At 72.5% G+C, this 14,649-nt stretch carries 12 protein-coding genes and 1 tRNA gene; all 13 read left to right on the top strand.

What is annotated here, in order from left to right; all coding sequences use genetic code 11:
- Positions 1-64 precede the first annotated feature (64 nt).
- The 13 genes from DLJ49_RS10760 (at position 65) to DLJ49_RS10700 (ending at position 14,607) form a co-directional block, all read left to right on the top strand.
- Positions 65-808 carry a 5-oxoprolinase subunit B family protein gene (locus DLJ49_RS10760; RefSeq protein WP_115393629.1) on the top strand — a complete coding sequence of 248 codons (744 nt, stop codon included), beginning with the start codon at positions 65-67 and terminating at the stop codon, positions 806-808.
- Positions 809-923: 115 nt separating this feature from the next.
- A complete protein-coding gene (locus tag DLJ49_RS10755; protein WP_115393556.1) occupies positions 924-2,024 on the top strand; it encodes a 5-oxoprolinase subunit C family protein in 1,101 nt (366 codons plus the stop codon).
- A complete protein-coding gene (locus DLJ49_RS10750; protein ID WP_115393555.1) occupies positions 2,021-2,803 on the top strand; it encodes a LamB/YcsF family protein in 783 nt (260 codons plus the stop codon). The genes DLJ49_RS10755 and DLJ49_RS10750 overlap by 4 nt, the downstream gene beginning before the upstream one ends.
- Before the next feature lie 12 nt (positions 2,804-2,815).
- Complete coding sequence (locus DLJ49_RS10745) at positions 2,816-4,030, top strand: cation:proton antiporter (RefSeq protein ID WP_115393554.1); 1,215 nt, start codon at positions 2,816-2,818, stop codon at positions 4,028-4,030.
- 73 nt (positions 4,031-4,103) lie between these two features.
- Complete coding sequence (gene recJ, locus DLJ49_RS10740) at positions 4,104-5,888, top strand: single-stranded-DNA-specific exonuclease RecJ (RefSeq protein ID WP_233488949.1); 1,785 nt, start codon at positions 4,104-4,106, stop codon at positions 5,886-5,888.
- A gap of 3 nt (positions 5,889-5,891) precedes the next feature.
- Positions 5,892-6,452 (top strand): P-loop nucleotide/nucleoside kinase family protein, encoded by a 561-nt coding sequence (locus DLJ49_RS10735; protein WP_115393552.1) that lies wholly within the window; start codon positions 5,892-5,894, stop codon positions 6,450-6,452.
- 92 nt (positions 6,453-6,544) lie between these two features.
- A tRNA-Glu gene (locus tag DLJ49_RS10730) sits at positions 6,545-6,619 on the top strand.
- A gap of 789 nt (positions 6,620-7,408) precedes the next feature.
- The gene (locus tag DLJ49_RS10725; RefSeq protein ID WP_115393551.1) at positions 7,409-8,989 is read left to right on the top strand and encodes a peptide ABC transporter substrate-binding protein; all 1,581 of its coding nucleotides are present in this window, start codon (positions 7,409-7,411) and stop codon (positions 8,987-8,989) included.
- Positions 8,990-9,105: 116 nt separating this feature from the next.
- The gene (locus DLJ49_RS10720) at positions 9,106-10,023 is read left to right on the top strand and encodes an ABC transporter permease subunit (protein WP_115393550.1); all 918 of its coding nucleotides are present in this window, start codon (positions 9,106-9,108) and stop codon (positions 10,021-10,023) included.
- Positions 10,016-11,158 carry an ABC transporter permease gene (locus tag DLJ49_RS10715; RefSeq protein WP_115393549.1) on the top strand — a complete coding sequence of 381 codons (1,143 nt, stop codon included), beginning with the start codon at positions 10,016-10,018 and terminating at the stop codon, positions 11,156-11,158. The genes DLJ49_RS10720 and DLJ49_RS10715 overlap by 8 nt, the downstream gene beginning before the upstream one ends.
- 1 nt (position 11,159) lies before the next feature.
- Positions 11,160-12,794, top strand: coding sequence for an ABC transporter ATP-binding protein (locus DLJ49_RS10710; RefSeq protein WP_115393548.1), 1,635 nt, complete (start codon positions 11,160-11,162; stop codon positions 12,792-12,794).
- Positions 12,795-12,880: 86 nt separating this feature from the next.
- Entirely contained in the window at positions 12,881-13,906 is a 1,026-nt protein-coding gene (locus DLJ49_RS10705) for a D-cysteate sulfo-lyase (protein ID WP_115393547.1), read from the top strand.
- Positions 13,906-14,607 (top strand): cysteate racemase, encoded by a 702-nt coding sequence (locus DLJ49_RS10700; protein WP_199533350.1) that lies wholly within the window; start codon positions 13,906-13,908, stop codon positions 14,605-14,607. Before DLJ49_RS10705 ends, DLJ49_RS10700 begins: the two co-directional genes overlap by 1 nt.
- The last annotated feature ends 42 nt before the right edge of the window (positions 14,608-14,649 follow it).

The raw sequence follows: 14,649 nt of genomic DNA, 5'->3' as shown, positions 1-14,649 counted from the left end.
GGAACCGGGCAGAATGGCGCTGCGCGCCCTTTTCATCGCCCTGACGGAGGGCGAAGGTAGAGGCATGGACGCGCCGCGCCATCCCCGCCTGCGCCGCCTCGGAGAGGAGGCGGTGATCGTCGAGTTCGCCCCCGCGCTGACCGACGCGGCCAACCGTGCCGCGCTCGCCTTCCGCGCGGCGGTGGAGGCGGCGGCGTGGGACGGCGTGGCCGAAACCTCGGTCACGCTGAAGTCGGCGCTGGTGCGGTTCGACCCCGACAGGCTGCCCCATGCCGAGATCGAGGCGCGGCTCTCCGACCTGCTCGCCGCGCGCGACTGGCAGGGGGCGGAGCTGCCGCCCGGGCGCACGCTCTGGCATATCCCGGCGGCCTTCGGCGGCGCGGCGGGGCCGCAACTGGCCGAGGTGGCCGATCTCGTCGGGGCGCCGGAGGCGGCGCTGCTCGAGGAACTGGCCGCGCACAGGCTGCGGGTGCTGACCATCGGCTTCGCACCCGGCCAGCCCTATCTCGGCCGGTTGCCCCACCGGTGGGACATCCCCCGCCAGAGCGGGCTGACACCCCGCGTGCCGAGGGGCGCGGTGGTGACCGCGATCCGGCAGATCGTGCTCTTCACCGTCGAGACGCAGACAGGCTGGCGGCAGATCGGCCTGTCGGCCTTCGAGGGGTTCCGGCCGGGGGCCGGTCGCCCCTTTCCGCTCTCGGTGGGAGACGAGGTCGCCTTCGAGCCGGTCACGGCCGAGGCGCTCGCCCGCTGGCAGGCCCGCGCGCGCGAGGGCGAGCTCGCGGCCCGATCCGAGGCCATCGCGTGAGCCGGGCGCGCTTCCCCCGCCCAGCGCCTGCCCGGCCCGGACACACCTGGCCCGGGCACCCCTGGCCCGGACACCCCTGGCCCGGACATCCCCGCCCCGGCGCTCCGGAGGCGGCATGACACGCTGGCTCGCCGTGACGGCGGCCCATGCGGGCGTCACGATGCAGGACAGGGGCCGGCCGGGCCTGCTCGCCTCGGGAGTCTCGCGGGGGGGGGCGGCCGACCCGCTCGCGCTGGACGAGGCCGCGGCGCTGCTGGGTCAGCCGGTGACCGAGGCCATCGAGATGGCCGCGCAGGGCGGGCGCTTCCACGTCGACGGGGGCGCAGCCGTCGTCGCGCTGACCGGCGCGCCGATGCGGGCTGAGATCGCGGGCGCGCGCCTCGCCTGGCCCGGCACCCACCGCCTGCCCGAGGGTGCGACCCTCTCCGTCGGCCCGGCCACCGCCGGCACTTACGGATACCTCGCGCTCGACGGCGGCATCGCTGCCGAGCCGCTGCTCGGTGCGCGCTCGGCCCATCTCGCCGCCGGCATCGGCGGCCCTCTCGCGGCGGGCGACCGCCTGCCCCTGGGCGAGGGGCGCGGCGCGCAGGCGGGGCTGACGCTCGACGCAGACGACCGGTTCTCGGGGGGCGTGCTGCGCCTGCTCCCCTCGGCGCAGACCGATGCCTTCCCGAGCGAGCAGATCGCCCGGCTCGAATCGGAGACCTTCACGAAAGACCGCCGCGCCAACCGGCAGGGCGCGCGGCTTGTGCCGGAGGGCGCAGGCTTCGCCGCCGAAGGGGGGCTCTCGGTCACCTCGGAGGCGATCGTGCCGGGCGACATCCAGATCGTCGGCGGGGGCGGCGGCGCAGACGGCCAGCCCTTCGTGCTGCTCGCCGAGTGCCAGACGACGGGCGGCTACCCGCGCATCGCCACCGTGATCTCGGCCGACCTGCCGCGCGTGGCGCAGGCTCCGCCCGGCGCCGCCTTTCGCCTGCGCTTCGTCACGCTGGCGGAGGCGCTCGCGGCCCGCCGCGCCGCCCGCGATCACGGCGCGCTCAGCCGCGCGATTCGGCCGCTGGTCCGCGACCCCGCCGACATCCCCGATCTTCTGGGCTACCGGCTGATCGACGGGGTAACCTCGGGCCACGACCCCGACCCAGCCGCCGATCCCGACCAGGACCAGGACCCAGACCCAGACCCAGACCCAGACCCAGACGATGGAGGCCCGACATGACCCACAGCATCGATCTCAACGCAGACATGGGCGAGAGCTTCGGCACCTGGGTGATGGGCGACGACGAGGCCCTGCTCGACATCGTCACCTCGGCCAACATCGCCTGCGGGCTTCACGCCGGCGATCCGCAGGTGATGGCGCGCACCGTTGCCGCGGCCGCCGCACGCGGCGTCTCGATCGGCGCGCATCCGGGCTTTTCCGACCTTCAGGGCTTCGGCCGTCGCCGGATGACCCTGCCCCACGGCGAGATCGCGCACCTCGTCCAGTACCAGGTCGGCGCGCTCGCCGGCATCGCCCGGGCCGAGGGAGTGCGGCTCGCGCACCTGAAACTCCACGGCGCGCTGGCCAACATGGCCGCCGAGGATACCGGCCTCGCCCGCGCGGCCTACGAGGCGGCGCTGGCGGTCGAGCCCGACCTGACGCTCTTCGTGATTGCGCGCACCGCGCAGCAGGGCGCGGCGGAGCAGATCGGCGCCCCCTTCGCCGCCGAGATCTTCGCCGATCGTGCCTACGAGGCCGACGCGCGGCTCGTCGACCGGTCGCGGCCCCACGCGATGGTGCACGACCCCGCGATCGCCGCGCGCCGCATGATCGAGATGATCAGGCGCGGCGCGATCCTGCCCGAGGAGGGCGCGCCCATCGAGACCGCGATCGACACGATCTGCCTGCACGGCGACGGGCCGCAGGCGCTGGCCATCGCCGGCGCCGTGCGCGCCGCGCTGCAGGAGGCCGGCATCCGCCTGGCCGCGCCCCGGGCCGCCGCCGCGCCAGAGAACTGAGGGAGGGGGCGCATGCCCGAGATCCTCGCCCAGGTCGCCCTGCCGGGCTACGCGGCGCTCGTCGCCACCATCGGGGCGCTGTTTCTCGGAGGTCTTGCGCTCGACACGCTGGGTCGGCGGGTCCACGTGCCGCGCGTGTCGCTCCTGATCCTGCTCGGCGTGGCGACGGGGCCGGCGGGTCTGGGGCTGCTGCCGCCCCCGCTCGCCGGGGCGGACGGCCCCTATGCCGACGTGGCGCTGACGATGATCGCCTTCCTGCTCGGCGGCGGTCTGACCCGTTCGCTCCTGCGCGACGAGGGCATCCGGCTGATGGCGATCTCCGCGGTGGTCGTCGCGGCGGCGGTGCTGATCGTGGGCGGCGGCCTCTGGCTCGCCGGCGTTCCTGCGGCGCTTGCCCTGGCCTTCGGAGGCCTCGCCGGCGCGACCGACCCCGCCGCCACGGCCGACGTGGTGCGCGAGGCGGGCGTGCATGGCCCGTTCTCCCGCCGCCTGCTCGGGATCGTCGCGGTCGACGACGCATGGGGACTGATCGCCTTTTCCATGGTCATGGCGGCGGCGAGCCTGCTGACCGGAATGCCGGCGGTCGAGGCGCTGGCGCTCGGCGCGTGGGAGGTGCTCGGCGCGCTCGCCCTGGGCGTCGCCGTGGGCCTTCCGGCCGCACGCCTCACCGGCCGGCTCAAGCCCGGCGAGCCGACGCTGGTCGAGGCGCTCGGCGTGGTGTTCCTGACCGCGGGCTTCGCCATGGCGCTGGAGGTCTCTTTCCTGCTGGCCGGCATGGCCTGCGGCGTGACGATCGCCAACCGCGCCCGCCACCACGAGCGGCCCTTCCACGAGATCGAGCGTATCGAATGGCCCTTCATGCTGCTCTTCTTCGTCATGGCGGGCGCCTCGCTCGAACTCGACGCGCTCGCCGCCGCCGGCGCGCTCGGCGCGGGATATGTCGCCCTGCGAACCGCGGGGCGCCTTGTGGGCGGGGTCGCGGCGGGGCTCGCCGTGGGCCTCGGCGCGCGCACGGGCGCGCTCACCGGGCTCGCGCTGATGCCGCAGGCGGGGGTGGCCATCGGGATGGCGCTGGTCGCGGCCGAGCGACTGCCCCACCAAGCCGAGGCGCTGCTCGCGGTGGCCGTCGCCTCGACCGTGCTGTTCGAGGTCGCCGGGCCATTCGCCACCCAGGCGGCGCTCGCCCGCGCCGATGCACGGCAGGGCGACGGGGCGAGCCGCCCGTGAACGGCGCATTGACCGTGGGCGCCCCGTCCGGTAGCGTGGCGAGCAGGCAGAACCACAACATATGGGGGCAGACATGCCGGAGGACGGGCGCCCGCCTTCCGCCGACAGGGCCGCGTTCCTCGGTGTCTCGGCGTCGCTGACGGGGCGGCGCTGGCAGGGGCCGACGCTCGAGGCCGAGCGCAGGGCGGAGGCGCTGGTGCAGGCCACGGCCCTGCCCGACCCGCTGGCCCGCGTGCTCGCGCGGATGGGCGTGGCGCCCGAGGCGGCCGAGTCCTACCTCGCCCCCACCCTGCGCGACCTGCTGCCCGATCCCGCACGGCTCGCCGATTGCAGCCGCGCCGCGGCGCTCCTCAACGAGGCCGCCGCCGCCCGCGCCCGCATCGCCGTCTTCGCCGATTACGACGTCGACGGGGCGTGCTCGGCCGCGCTCCTGTCGGACTGGCTGGGCGCCCGTGGCCTGCGCCCCACCCTCTACGTGCCCGACAGGATCGACGAGGGCTTCGGCCCCAACGCCCCCGCGATGGCGGCGCTCGCCGCCGATCACGACCTGATCGTCTGCGTCGATTGCGGCACCGTTTCGCACGAGGCCATCGCGGCGGCCGACAGCGCCCGCGTGATCGTGCTCGACCACCACATGGGCGAGGAGGCGCTGCCGCCCGCCGACGCGGTGGTCAACCCCAACCGGCCCGACGAGCCGGGCGAGCTGGGCCATCTCTGCGCCGCCGCCGTGGTGTTCCTGACGCTCGTCGAAGCCAATCGGCAGGCCCGCGCCGGGGGCGGCCCGGCGCCCGACCTCATGGGCGCAACCGACCTCGTGGCACTCGCCACCGTGGCCGACGTGGCGCCGCTCACCGGCGTCAACCGCGCCTTCGTCGCCACCGGCCTCAGGGTCATGGCGCGGCGCGCCCGGCCCGGCCTGCGCGCCCTGGCCGACGCGGCGGGGCTGGCCGAGCCGCCCCGGGCGCATCACCTGGGCTATCTGCTGGGCCCGCGGATCAATGCCGGCGGCCGGATCGGGCGAGCCGATCTCGGCGCGCGCCTGCTCTCGACCCGCGACGAGGGCGAGGCCGCGCACCTCGCCGCCGAACTCGACCGGCTGAACCGCGAGCGGCGCGAGATCCAGGAATCGGTGGTCGAGGAAGCGCTGGCGCAGGCCGAGGCACGGGGATCCGGCGGCCCGCTCGCCTGGGCGGCGGGCGAAGGCTGGCACCCCGGCATCGTCGGCATCGTCGCGGCGCGGCTGAAGGAGGCGACAGGCCGCCCTGCCGTGGTGATCGGGCTCGATCCGGCCCGCGGCACCGGAACCGGCTCCGCCCGCTCGGTGGCCGGCATCGACCTCGGCGCCGCGGTGCACCGGCTTGCCGCCGAAGGCTGGCTCGTCAAGGGGGGCGGCCACAGGATGGCGGCCGGGCTGACGGTGGAGGCGGACCGGCTCGACGGGGCGATGGAGAGGCTCGGCGCGCTGCTTGCCCGGCAAGGGGCGGGCGCCGATGGCCCCCGGGCACTGTCGCTCGAGGGCCTGCTGATGCCGGGCGCCGCGACGGTGGAGCTGGTGGAGATGCTCGAGCGCGCCGGCCCCTACGGCGCCGCCGCGCCCAGCCCCCGCTTCGCGCTCGCCTCGATGCAGGTGATCCATGTCCGCGAGGTCGGCTCCGGCCACCTCAAGCTCACCGTCGGAGACGGCGCGGGCGCCCGGCTGGACTGCATCGCCTTCGGGGCGATGGACGGGCCGCTGGGGGCCGCCCTGATGCGCCACGACGGTGCCCGCTTCCACCTCGCCGGGGCGCTCGAACTCAACGTCTGGAACGGGCGGACGCGTGCGCAACTCCGCCTCGAGGACGCAGCGCCCGCCGGCTGAGCGATGCCCCCCGCAGCAGGCCCCGGCCCCAGTCCCGGCACCGCCGCCACCCCCGACCTGGTCGTGTTCAGCGGCTTGCCGGGCAGCGGCAAGTCGACGCTCGCGCGCGGCCTCGCGCAACGGTTGCTCGCCGCCGGCCGCCCTGCGCTCTGGCTCAGGATCGACACGATCGAGCACGCCCTCGCGGCCTCCGTGCTGCGAATCGCGCGGGCCGAGGACGCGGGCTACCTCGCGGCGCAGGGCGTGGCGCGCGACGCGCTCGCCCTCGGCGTTTCGGTGGTCGCCGACTGCGTGAACCCCTGGCCCCTCACGCGCGATCAGTGGGCGGCGCTCGCCCCCGCGACGGGCGCGAGACTGACGGAGCTGGAGATCACCTGCTCCGACGTCGCCGAGCACCGGGCCCGCATCGAGGCGCGCCACGCTGCCGGCGAGGGCCCCGACTGGGCGGCGGTCGAGGCGCGCGACTGGCGGCCGTGGCGACGCCCCGTCCCGCGCCTCGACACGGCCGGTCGCCCCCCTGACGCGGCCCTCGCTCCCCTCTGCGCCGCGCTCGGCCTCGCGTGATGCACCGAGGCGGGGGCGGCCCGGGAAAGGCCGAAAAAATCCCCTTGCCCTGCGATCCGGTTTTTCCTAGGAACCGCGGCACCGGCGCAAGTGGCCCGTTCGTCTATCGGTTAGGACGCCAGGTTTTCAACCTGGAAAGAGGGGTTCGATTCCCCTACGGGCTGCCAAATTGCCTCTCTTCGGCTTGATTTCGTTGGTTTTCCATCCTGAGATGGACCACGCGGCGTGCACCGTGGTCCACGATCGGCCCGCGCGCGCAGCCTCGGCGCCGAAGCGGAAGTGCGGCGCCGGATCTCGGACGGCGTGACGTGGCGCGCCAGCAGCGTCATCGGCCCCTTTCAGGTGACGTCGAGCGCCCGCGGGTGCCCGGTGGATGCCGCGGCGCAGGCACGCCAGGCGACAGGTCTGGTGCTGCACGAGGTCACGGCGTCGCGTCACCTTCGGCCGCAGCGCGACGGCGACCTCGTCGTCCAGCACGATGGGCCGTTGATCGCGCGTGCGGGCGAGGTCGGCGATGCGGGCGGCCCGGCACGGGAAGCCATCCAAGGCAGCCAGCCTTACAGCCATACCCGCATCGCCTGCGCCCGAGCATCCTGCAGTCGCTCATCGCGCAGGGAAACAGGGCAAGGCGCCGCCCGAGCGGCCGGGCCGGGCGGCCCGACCTTGGCGCGAGGCGCCCGCAGCGCCGCCGTCGACCCGGCAGCGGCGTGCGAAGGGCGCGCCGCCGGCCGGGGCAGGCGCAGCGCCGAGCCGCACGTGCCCCCCTGGCCCGGGCGCGGCTTGCGCGACGACCGCAGGCAAACCCCTGCCCGGTGGCATCCGGGCGCGGGCCCGCCGAAGCGCGGCCGCGCTTCGGCAGGGTGTCGCGCGCGTGACGTCATGTGACCCGCCCGCGCATCTTGCATCCCCAGGTCGAGCCTCCGTAGGCTTCGGGATCTCTAAGAGGGAGACCGTCCATGACCCGCCACCTGCTGACCGCCACGGCACTGGCCCTTGTCCTCGGAGCCACGTCCGCATCCGCGCAGACCTATCTTCGCGGCAACGATGCCAACCCCGAGACGCTCGACCAGCACAAGACCTCGACCGTCGCCGAGGCCAACATTCTGCGCGACCTCTACGAGGGGCTCGTCGTCTACGACCGCAATGCCGAGGTGATCCCCGGCGTCGCCGAAAGCTGGGAGGTGTCGGAGGACGGCACGACCTACACGTTCACCCTGCGCGATGATGCGCGCTGGTCGAACGGCGACCCGGTGACGGCGGGCGATTTCGTCTACTCGTTCCGCCGCATCATGACGCCCGAGACGGGCGCCAAATACGCCAACATCCTCTACCCGATCGCCAATGCCGAGGCGATCAACAAGGGCGAGATGGAGCCCACCGAGATGGGCGTGCGCGCCGTCGACGACCGCACGCTCGAGATCACGCTGGCCCAGCCCACGCCCTACTTTCTCGAGTTGCTGACCCACCAGACCGGCCTGCCGGTGCACCCCGCCTCGGTCGAGGAACACGGGTCCGACTTCGTGCGCCCCGGCAACATGGTGTCGAACGGCGCCTTCACGCTGGAAGAGAACATCCTCAACGACCGCATCGTGCTGCGGAAGAACGAGAATTTCCACGACGCGGCGAACGTCTCGCTCGCGCAGGTCAACTACCTGCCCTTCGAGGATCGTGCGACCTGCGTGCGCGCCTGGGAGGCGGGCGAGGTGCATTCCTGCTCCGACCTGCCGGCGGAAGACATCGAGCGGCTGCAGGCCGAGCACGGCGAGGCGGTGCGCATCGCGCCCTATCTGGGCACCTACTATTACGCGCTGAACCACGATGACGAGGTGCTGAGCGACCCGCGCGTGCGGCAGGCCCTGTCGATGGTGATCGACCGCGAGTTCCTCGCCTCCGAGATCTTCCAGGGCACGATGGTGCCGGCGGAAAGCTTCGTGCCGCCGGGCATCGGCAATTACGGCGGCTCGCCGGAGGTCGCGTATTTCGACGCCTCGATGCTCGACCGCGAGGACGAGGCCATCGCCCTGATGGAGGAGGCGGGCTACGGCCCCGACAACCCCGTCACGCTCGAGCTCGCCTACAACACGTCGGAAAACCACAAGAACGCCGCGACGGCCATCGCCGACATGTGGTCGATCCTCGGGGTGAGCGTCGAATACAACGTGCGCGACGCCTCGGCCCATTACGCGCATCTGCGCGACAAGGGCGATTTCGACGTGGCTCGCGCGGGCTGGATCGGCGACTATTCCGACCCGCAGAACTTCCTGTTCATGGTCGAGTCCGACAACGACGGCTTCAACTACGCCAACTACGACAACGCGGAGTACGACGCGCTGATGGACAAGGCGGCAGCGACGACCGACCTCGAGGCGCGGGCCGACATCCTGCAGCAGGCCGAGGCCATGTTCATGGAGGATCTGCCGTTCATCCCGCTGCTCTACTATTCCTCGCGGTCGCTGGTGTCGCCCGACCTGCAGGGCTGGAACGACAACATCCAGAACGTGCACCCCTCGCGGTTCCTCAGCCTCGCCGGCTCGTGAGGAACGCAGCGTAACCGATGCATGACGTCGCGGCGCGGGCTTGATCCGCGCCGCGATGTGCCGTTCACGGACGCGCCCCCGGGGGCCCAGTCGCCCCGCCGCCCCGGAGCCCCGCGATGCTCTCCTACGCCCTGCGCCGCCTGCTTGGCGCGATCCCGACGATCTTCATCATCATCACCGCCGCGTTCTTCATGATGCGGATCGCGCCCGGCGGCCCGTTCGACCAGGAGCGGACGCTCGAGGCCACGGTGATGGAGAATCTCAACGCCACCTTCGGGCTCGACCGGCCGCTGTGGCAGCAATACGGGATGTATCTGGGCAACCTGCTGCGCGGCGACATGGGGCCCTCGTTCATCTACCGCGACATGCGCGTGCAGGAGATCCTGGGCGAGGGGCTGCCCGTCTCTGTCCAGCTGGGGCTGACGGCGCTGGTGCTGGCCTTGGCGGTCGGGGCGCTGCTGGGCACGCTGGCCGCGCTGCGGCAGAACTCGTCGACCGATTACGCGGTGATCGCGGTGGCGACCTTCGGGATCACGGTGCCGAACTTCGTGGTGGCGCCGGTGCTCTCGCTCGTATTCGCCGTGATGCTCAGCTGGCTGCCGGCGCAGGGCTGGGGCGAGGCGCGGCAGATGGTGCTGCCCGTGATCGCACTGGCCCTGCCGCAGGTGGCCATCGTCGCGCGACTGGTGCGCGGCGCGATGATCGAGGCGCTCCGGTCGGACCATGTGCGCACGGCGCGGGCCTATGGCCTGCCGGCGCGGATGGTGGTGCTCAAGCACGCGCTGCGCGCGGCGATCCTGCCGGCGGTGTCCTATCTCGGGCCCGCGGCGGCGGCGCTGCTGACCGGCTCGATCGTGGTGGAACAGGTGTTCAACCTGCCGGGGATCGGGCGCTATTTCGTGCAGGGCGCGCTCAACCGCGACTATACGCTTGTCATGGGTACGGTGGTGATCGTCGCCGTCTTCGTGGTGGTGTTCAACCTGATCGTCGATCTGCTCTACGCCCTGCTCGACCCGAGGGTGCGCTATGACTGACCTCGCCAACCCCGCCCCCGAGATCGCCGCCGGAGAGGGCACGGCGGGCCGCTCGCTCTGGGCCGTGGCGATGATGCGGCTCAGGCGCAACCGCGCCGCCATGGCCTCGCTCGTCGTGCTGGTCCTGATGGCGCTGGCGGGCATCTTCGGGCCGATGGTCGCGCCGCACGACTATTCCGAGGTGTACCCGGAGTTCGTGAAGGTGCCGCCCAGCCTGGCCCCCTACCCGCAGCAGGACCAGATCGTGCCGGCGGCCGAGGAGGCGCTGGCGCGCGCCCGGGTCGAGATCGCGAGCATCGAGGTGGGCGGCGGCGGCGTGACGATCATGGTGACGTCCGAGAGCCGCGAGATCGACCCGCGGATCACCCGCTACCTCGACCGCTCCGACGTGTTCTCGGGCAGCGAGATGGTGGAGGTTTCGGGCGATGGTCTGTCAGCCACGATGCGGGCCGACGTGCGGGAGCTCTACTTCATCGCGGGGACCGATGCGAACGGGCGCGACCTGTTCTCGCGCATCCTGATCAGCTTGCGCATCTCGCTGATGATCGGGGCGCTGGCCACCGGCGTGGCGCTGGTCATCGGGGTGCTCTACGGCGCGACCGCAGGCTTTGTCGGCGGGCGGCTCGACAACGTGATGATGCGGGTGGTCGACATCCTCTACTCGCTGCCCTTCGTGTTCTTCGTGATTCTGCTCGTGGTGTTCTTCGGGCGGAACGTGGTGCTGATGTTCATCGCCGTGGGCGCGGTGGAATGGCTCGACATGGCGCGCATCGTGCGGGGGCAGACGCTCTCGCTCCGCCGGCGCGAGTTCGTGCAGGCGGCCGAGTCGCTCGGGGTGCGCTCGCGCGACATCGTGCGGCGCCACATCATCCCGAACACGCTGGGCACGGTGATCATCTACATGACGCTGATGATTCCCAAGGTGATCCTGCTCGAGTCGTTCCTGTCGTTCCTCGGGCTGGGGGTGCAGGAGCCGCTGACCTCGCTCGGCGTGCTGATCGCGGAAGGGGCCAAGAACATGCGCAACGCGCCCTTCATGCTGTTCTGGCCGGCGGCCACGATGACCGTGCTGCTCTTCGCGCTCAACTTCCTCGGCGACGGCTTGCGCGACGCCCTCGACCCGAAGGACCGCTGACATGGCCGAGCATCCGGATAAGGCGGGGCGCATCTTCGAGGTGGACGACATCCGCGTGACCTTCGACACGGCCGACGGCGCGGTCGAGGCGGTGCGCGGCGTGTCGATGCATGTCGGCCGGGGCGAGACCGTGGCGGTGGTGGGCGAGAGCGGCTCGGGCAAGAGCCAGATCATGATGGCGGCCATGGGCCTTCTGGCGAACAACGGCAGGGCCGCGGGGGCGGTGCGCTATCGCGGGCGGGACATCCTGAACGTGTCGGTGGCAGAGCTGAACCGGCTGCGGGGGCGGAAGATCACCATGATCTTCCAGGAGCCGATGACCTCGCTCGACCCGCTCTACACCATCGAGGACCAGCTGTCGGAGCCATTGCGCGTGCATGGCGGGATGAGCCGGCAGGCGGCGCGGGCGCGCATACTGGAGCTGTTGAACCTCGTGCAGATCCCCAACGCCGCCGAGCGGATGCGATCCTACCCCCACGAATTGTCGGGCGGGCAGCGGCAGCGGGTGATGATCGCGATGGCGCTGGCGAACGACCCCGAGCTGCTGATCGCCGACGAGCCGACCACCGCGCTCGACGTCACGATCCAGGCCGAGATCCTGCAACTGCTCGCCGAGCTTCAGAGCCGGATCGGCATGTCGATCCTGTTCATCACGCACGATCTCGGCATCGTCGAGGCGTTCGCCGACCGTACGTACGTGATGAACAAGGGCCGCGTGGAGGAGGAGGGGCCGACCGCCCGCCTGTTTTCCGCGCCGCGCACGGATTACACGAAAATGCTGCTCGCGGCCGAGCCCGAGGGGACGAAGGCGCCCCTGCCCGCGAACGCGCCCGCGCTGATGGAGGCGCGCGAGATGCGCGTGACGTTCGGGCGCGGGCCGGGCCTGTTCCGCCGCGACACGCGGCTCGAGGCGGTGCGCGGCATCGACGTGACGCTCCGCCAGGGCCAGACGCTGGGCATCGTGGGCGAATCCGGCTCGGGCAAGTCGACGCTGGGCCGGGCTCTGTTGCAGATGATCCCTTCGGAGGGGCAGGTCGTCTGGCTGGGCGACCGGATCGAGGGCCTTGGCACCGAGGGGATGCGGCCCTATCGCAAGGGCCTCCAGATGGTGTTCCAGGACCCCTACGGCTCGCTCTCGCCCCGGCTGACCTGCGGCGAGATCGTGGCCGAGGGCCTGCTGGTGCACGAACCGGGCCTCGACTCCAAGGCGCGCACGGAGCGGGTGTCGGAGGCGATGGCCGACGTCGGCCTCGACCCGGCGATGCGCAACCGCTTCCCGCACGAGTTCTCGGGAGGGCAGCGCCAGCGCATCGCCATCGCCCGCGCGCTGATCCTGCGGCCGAAGCTGATCGTGCTCGACGAGCCGACCTCGGCGCTCGACCGCTCGGTGCAGAAGCAGGTGATCGAGCTCCTGCGCCGCCTCCAGCGCGAGAACGACCTGACCTACATCTTCATCTCCCACGACCTCGCCGTGGTGCGGGCGCTGTCGGATTACGTCATGGTGATGAAGGACGGCGCGGTGGTCGAGGAAGGGCCGACCGGAGAGCTCTTCGACCGGCCCGAGACAGACTACACGCGCGCATTGATGCGGGCCGCCTTCGACCTGCGGGGCCTTCTGGCCGACAAGGCGGCGTGACCGGGGGTGCCTGAGCCCGCCCGGCGGGATGCTTGCCATCGGGGGGCGTGGCGGCGCATACCCGGCAGACCCCAAGGAGACCGCCCATGCACCTCGCCCGTTTCCCCCGCCTCCGCGCCGCGCACCTGCCGACGCCGCTCGAGCCACTGCCCCGCCTGTCGAGGGCGCTGCGCCGCGAGATCTGGATCAAGCGCGACGACTGCACGGGCCTGTCGACAGGCGGAAACAAGACCCGCAAGCTCGAGTTCCTGATGGCCGAGGCAGAGGCGATGGGCGCCGACATCGTGATGACACAGGGCGCGACCCAGTCGAACCACGCCCGACAGACCGCCGCCTTCGCCGCGAAGCTGGGCATGCGCTGCCATATCCTCTTGGAAGACAGGACGGGCTACACCGAGCCCAACTACACCACCAACGGCAACGTGCTGCTCGACCATCTGCACGGTGCCACGACAGAGGTGCATCCCGGCGGCACCGACATGGCCGCCGCGATGGAGCGGGTGGCCGAGGCGAGGCGCGACGAGGGGTTGCGCGTCTACACCATCCCCGGCGGCGGCTCGAATCCCACGGGCGCGCTCGGCTACGTCAACTGCGCGATGGAACTGGTGGCGCAGGCCAACGACGCGGGGCTGGCCATCGACCGGATCGTGCATGCCACCGGCTCGTCTGGCACCCAGGCGGGGCTGGTCACGGGGCTCGCCGCGATCCACGCGGGGATCCCGGTGCTGGGCATCGGCACGCGCGCGCCGCGCGAGAAGCAGGAGCAGATGGTCTTCGACCTCGCCATGCGCACGGCCGAGCGGCTGGGCTGCCCCGGCGTCGTGACGCGCGACATGGTGGTGGCGAATACCGACTACGTGGGCGAGGGCTATGGCCTGCCCACACCCGAGGGCCTCGCCGCGATCCGCATGTTCGCCGAGCTCGAGGGCCTGCTGCTCGATCCGGTCTATTCGGCCAAGGGCGCGGCCGGCATGATCGACCTGATCCACAAGGGCGAGATCGGCCGCGACGAGCGGATCGTGTTCCTGCACACCGGGGGCGCGGCGGGCCTGTTCGGCTACGACTTCGCCTTTTCGGGCGGGCAGAGCGCGGCGCCGGCCGCGGCGGGGTGATGCGGCCTGTCGGCATCCTCGGGGGGATGGGGCCCGAGGCGACGATCCTGCTGCAACGCAAGCTGATCGAGGCGGTGCCGGCGCGCGACGATGCCGACCACCTCCCGCTCATGATCGACATGAACCCGCAGGTGCCCTCGCGCATCGCGCACCTGATCGAGGGGACGGGCGAGAGCCCCGCGCCCGTGCTCGCCGCGATGGCCGCGCGGCTCGAGGCGATGGGCGCGACGGCGCTGGCGATGCCCTGCAACACCGCCCATCACTACACCGGCGCGATCCGGGGCGCGGCGCGCATCCCCTTCCTCGACATGGTGGCGCTGTCGGCCGCCGCCTGCGCCGGCGCCGAGGGCGGACGGATCGGCATGCTCGCCTCGCCTGCCGTGCGCCGCACCGCGCTGTTCGAGCGGGCCTTCGCCGCGCATGGGCTCGAGGCGGTCTGGCCCGACGACGAGGCGGGCGTGCTCGCCTCGATCCGCGCGATAAAGGCCGGCGGCGCGAGCGAGGCCGCGGCCGCGGGGCTGCGTGCGGCCTCCGAGCGGCTGGCCGAGGCGGGTGCGCGGGTCCAGCTCGTCGCCTGTACCGAGTTCTCGCTGGCGATGCACCTGCTGCCCGGGAATGTCGATGCGCGCGACACGCTCGACGCGCTCGTGGCCGCCATCGTCGCCCACGCCACGACCCCGGCGAAGGTGCCGCAACGATAGCGCGCGGCGCATGCCACGGTATGCGAAAGCGGCGCCATTTCA

It is taken from the genome of Rhodovulum sp. 12E13 (assembly GCF_003340565.1).
Classification (GTDB): Bacteria; Pseudomonadota; Alphaproteobacteria; order Rhodobacterales; family Rhodobacteraceae; genus HLUCCA09.
The sequence above is the reverse complement of the archived record's forward strand: the minus strand, read 5'-3'. Positions and strand labels throughout refer to the sequence as shown.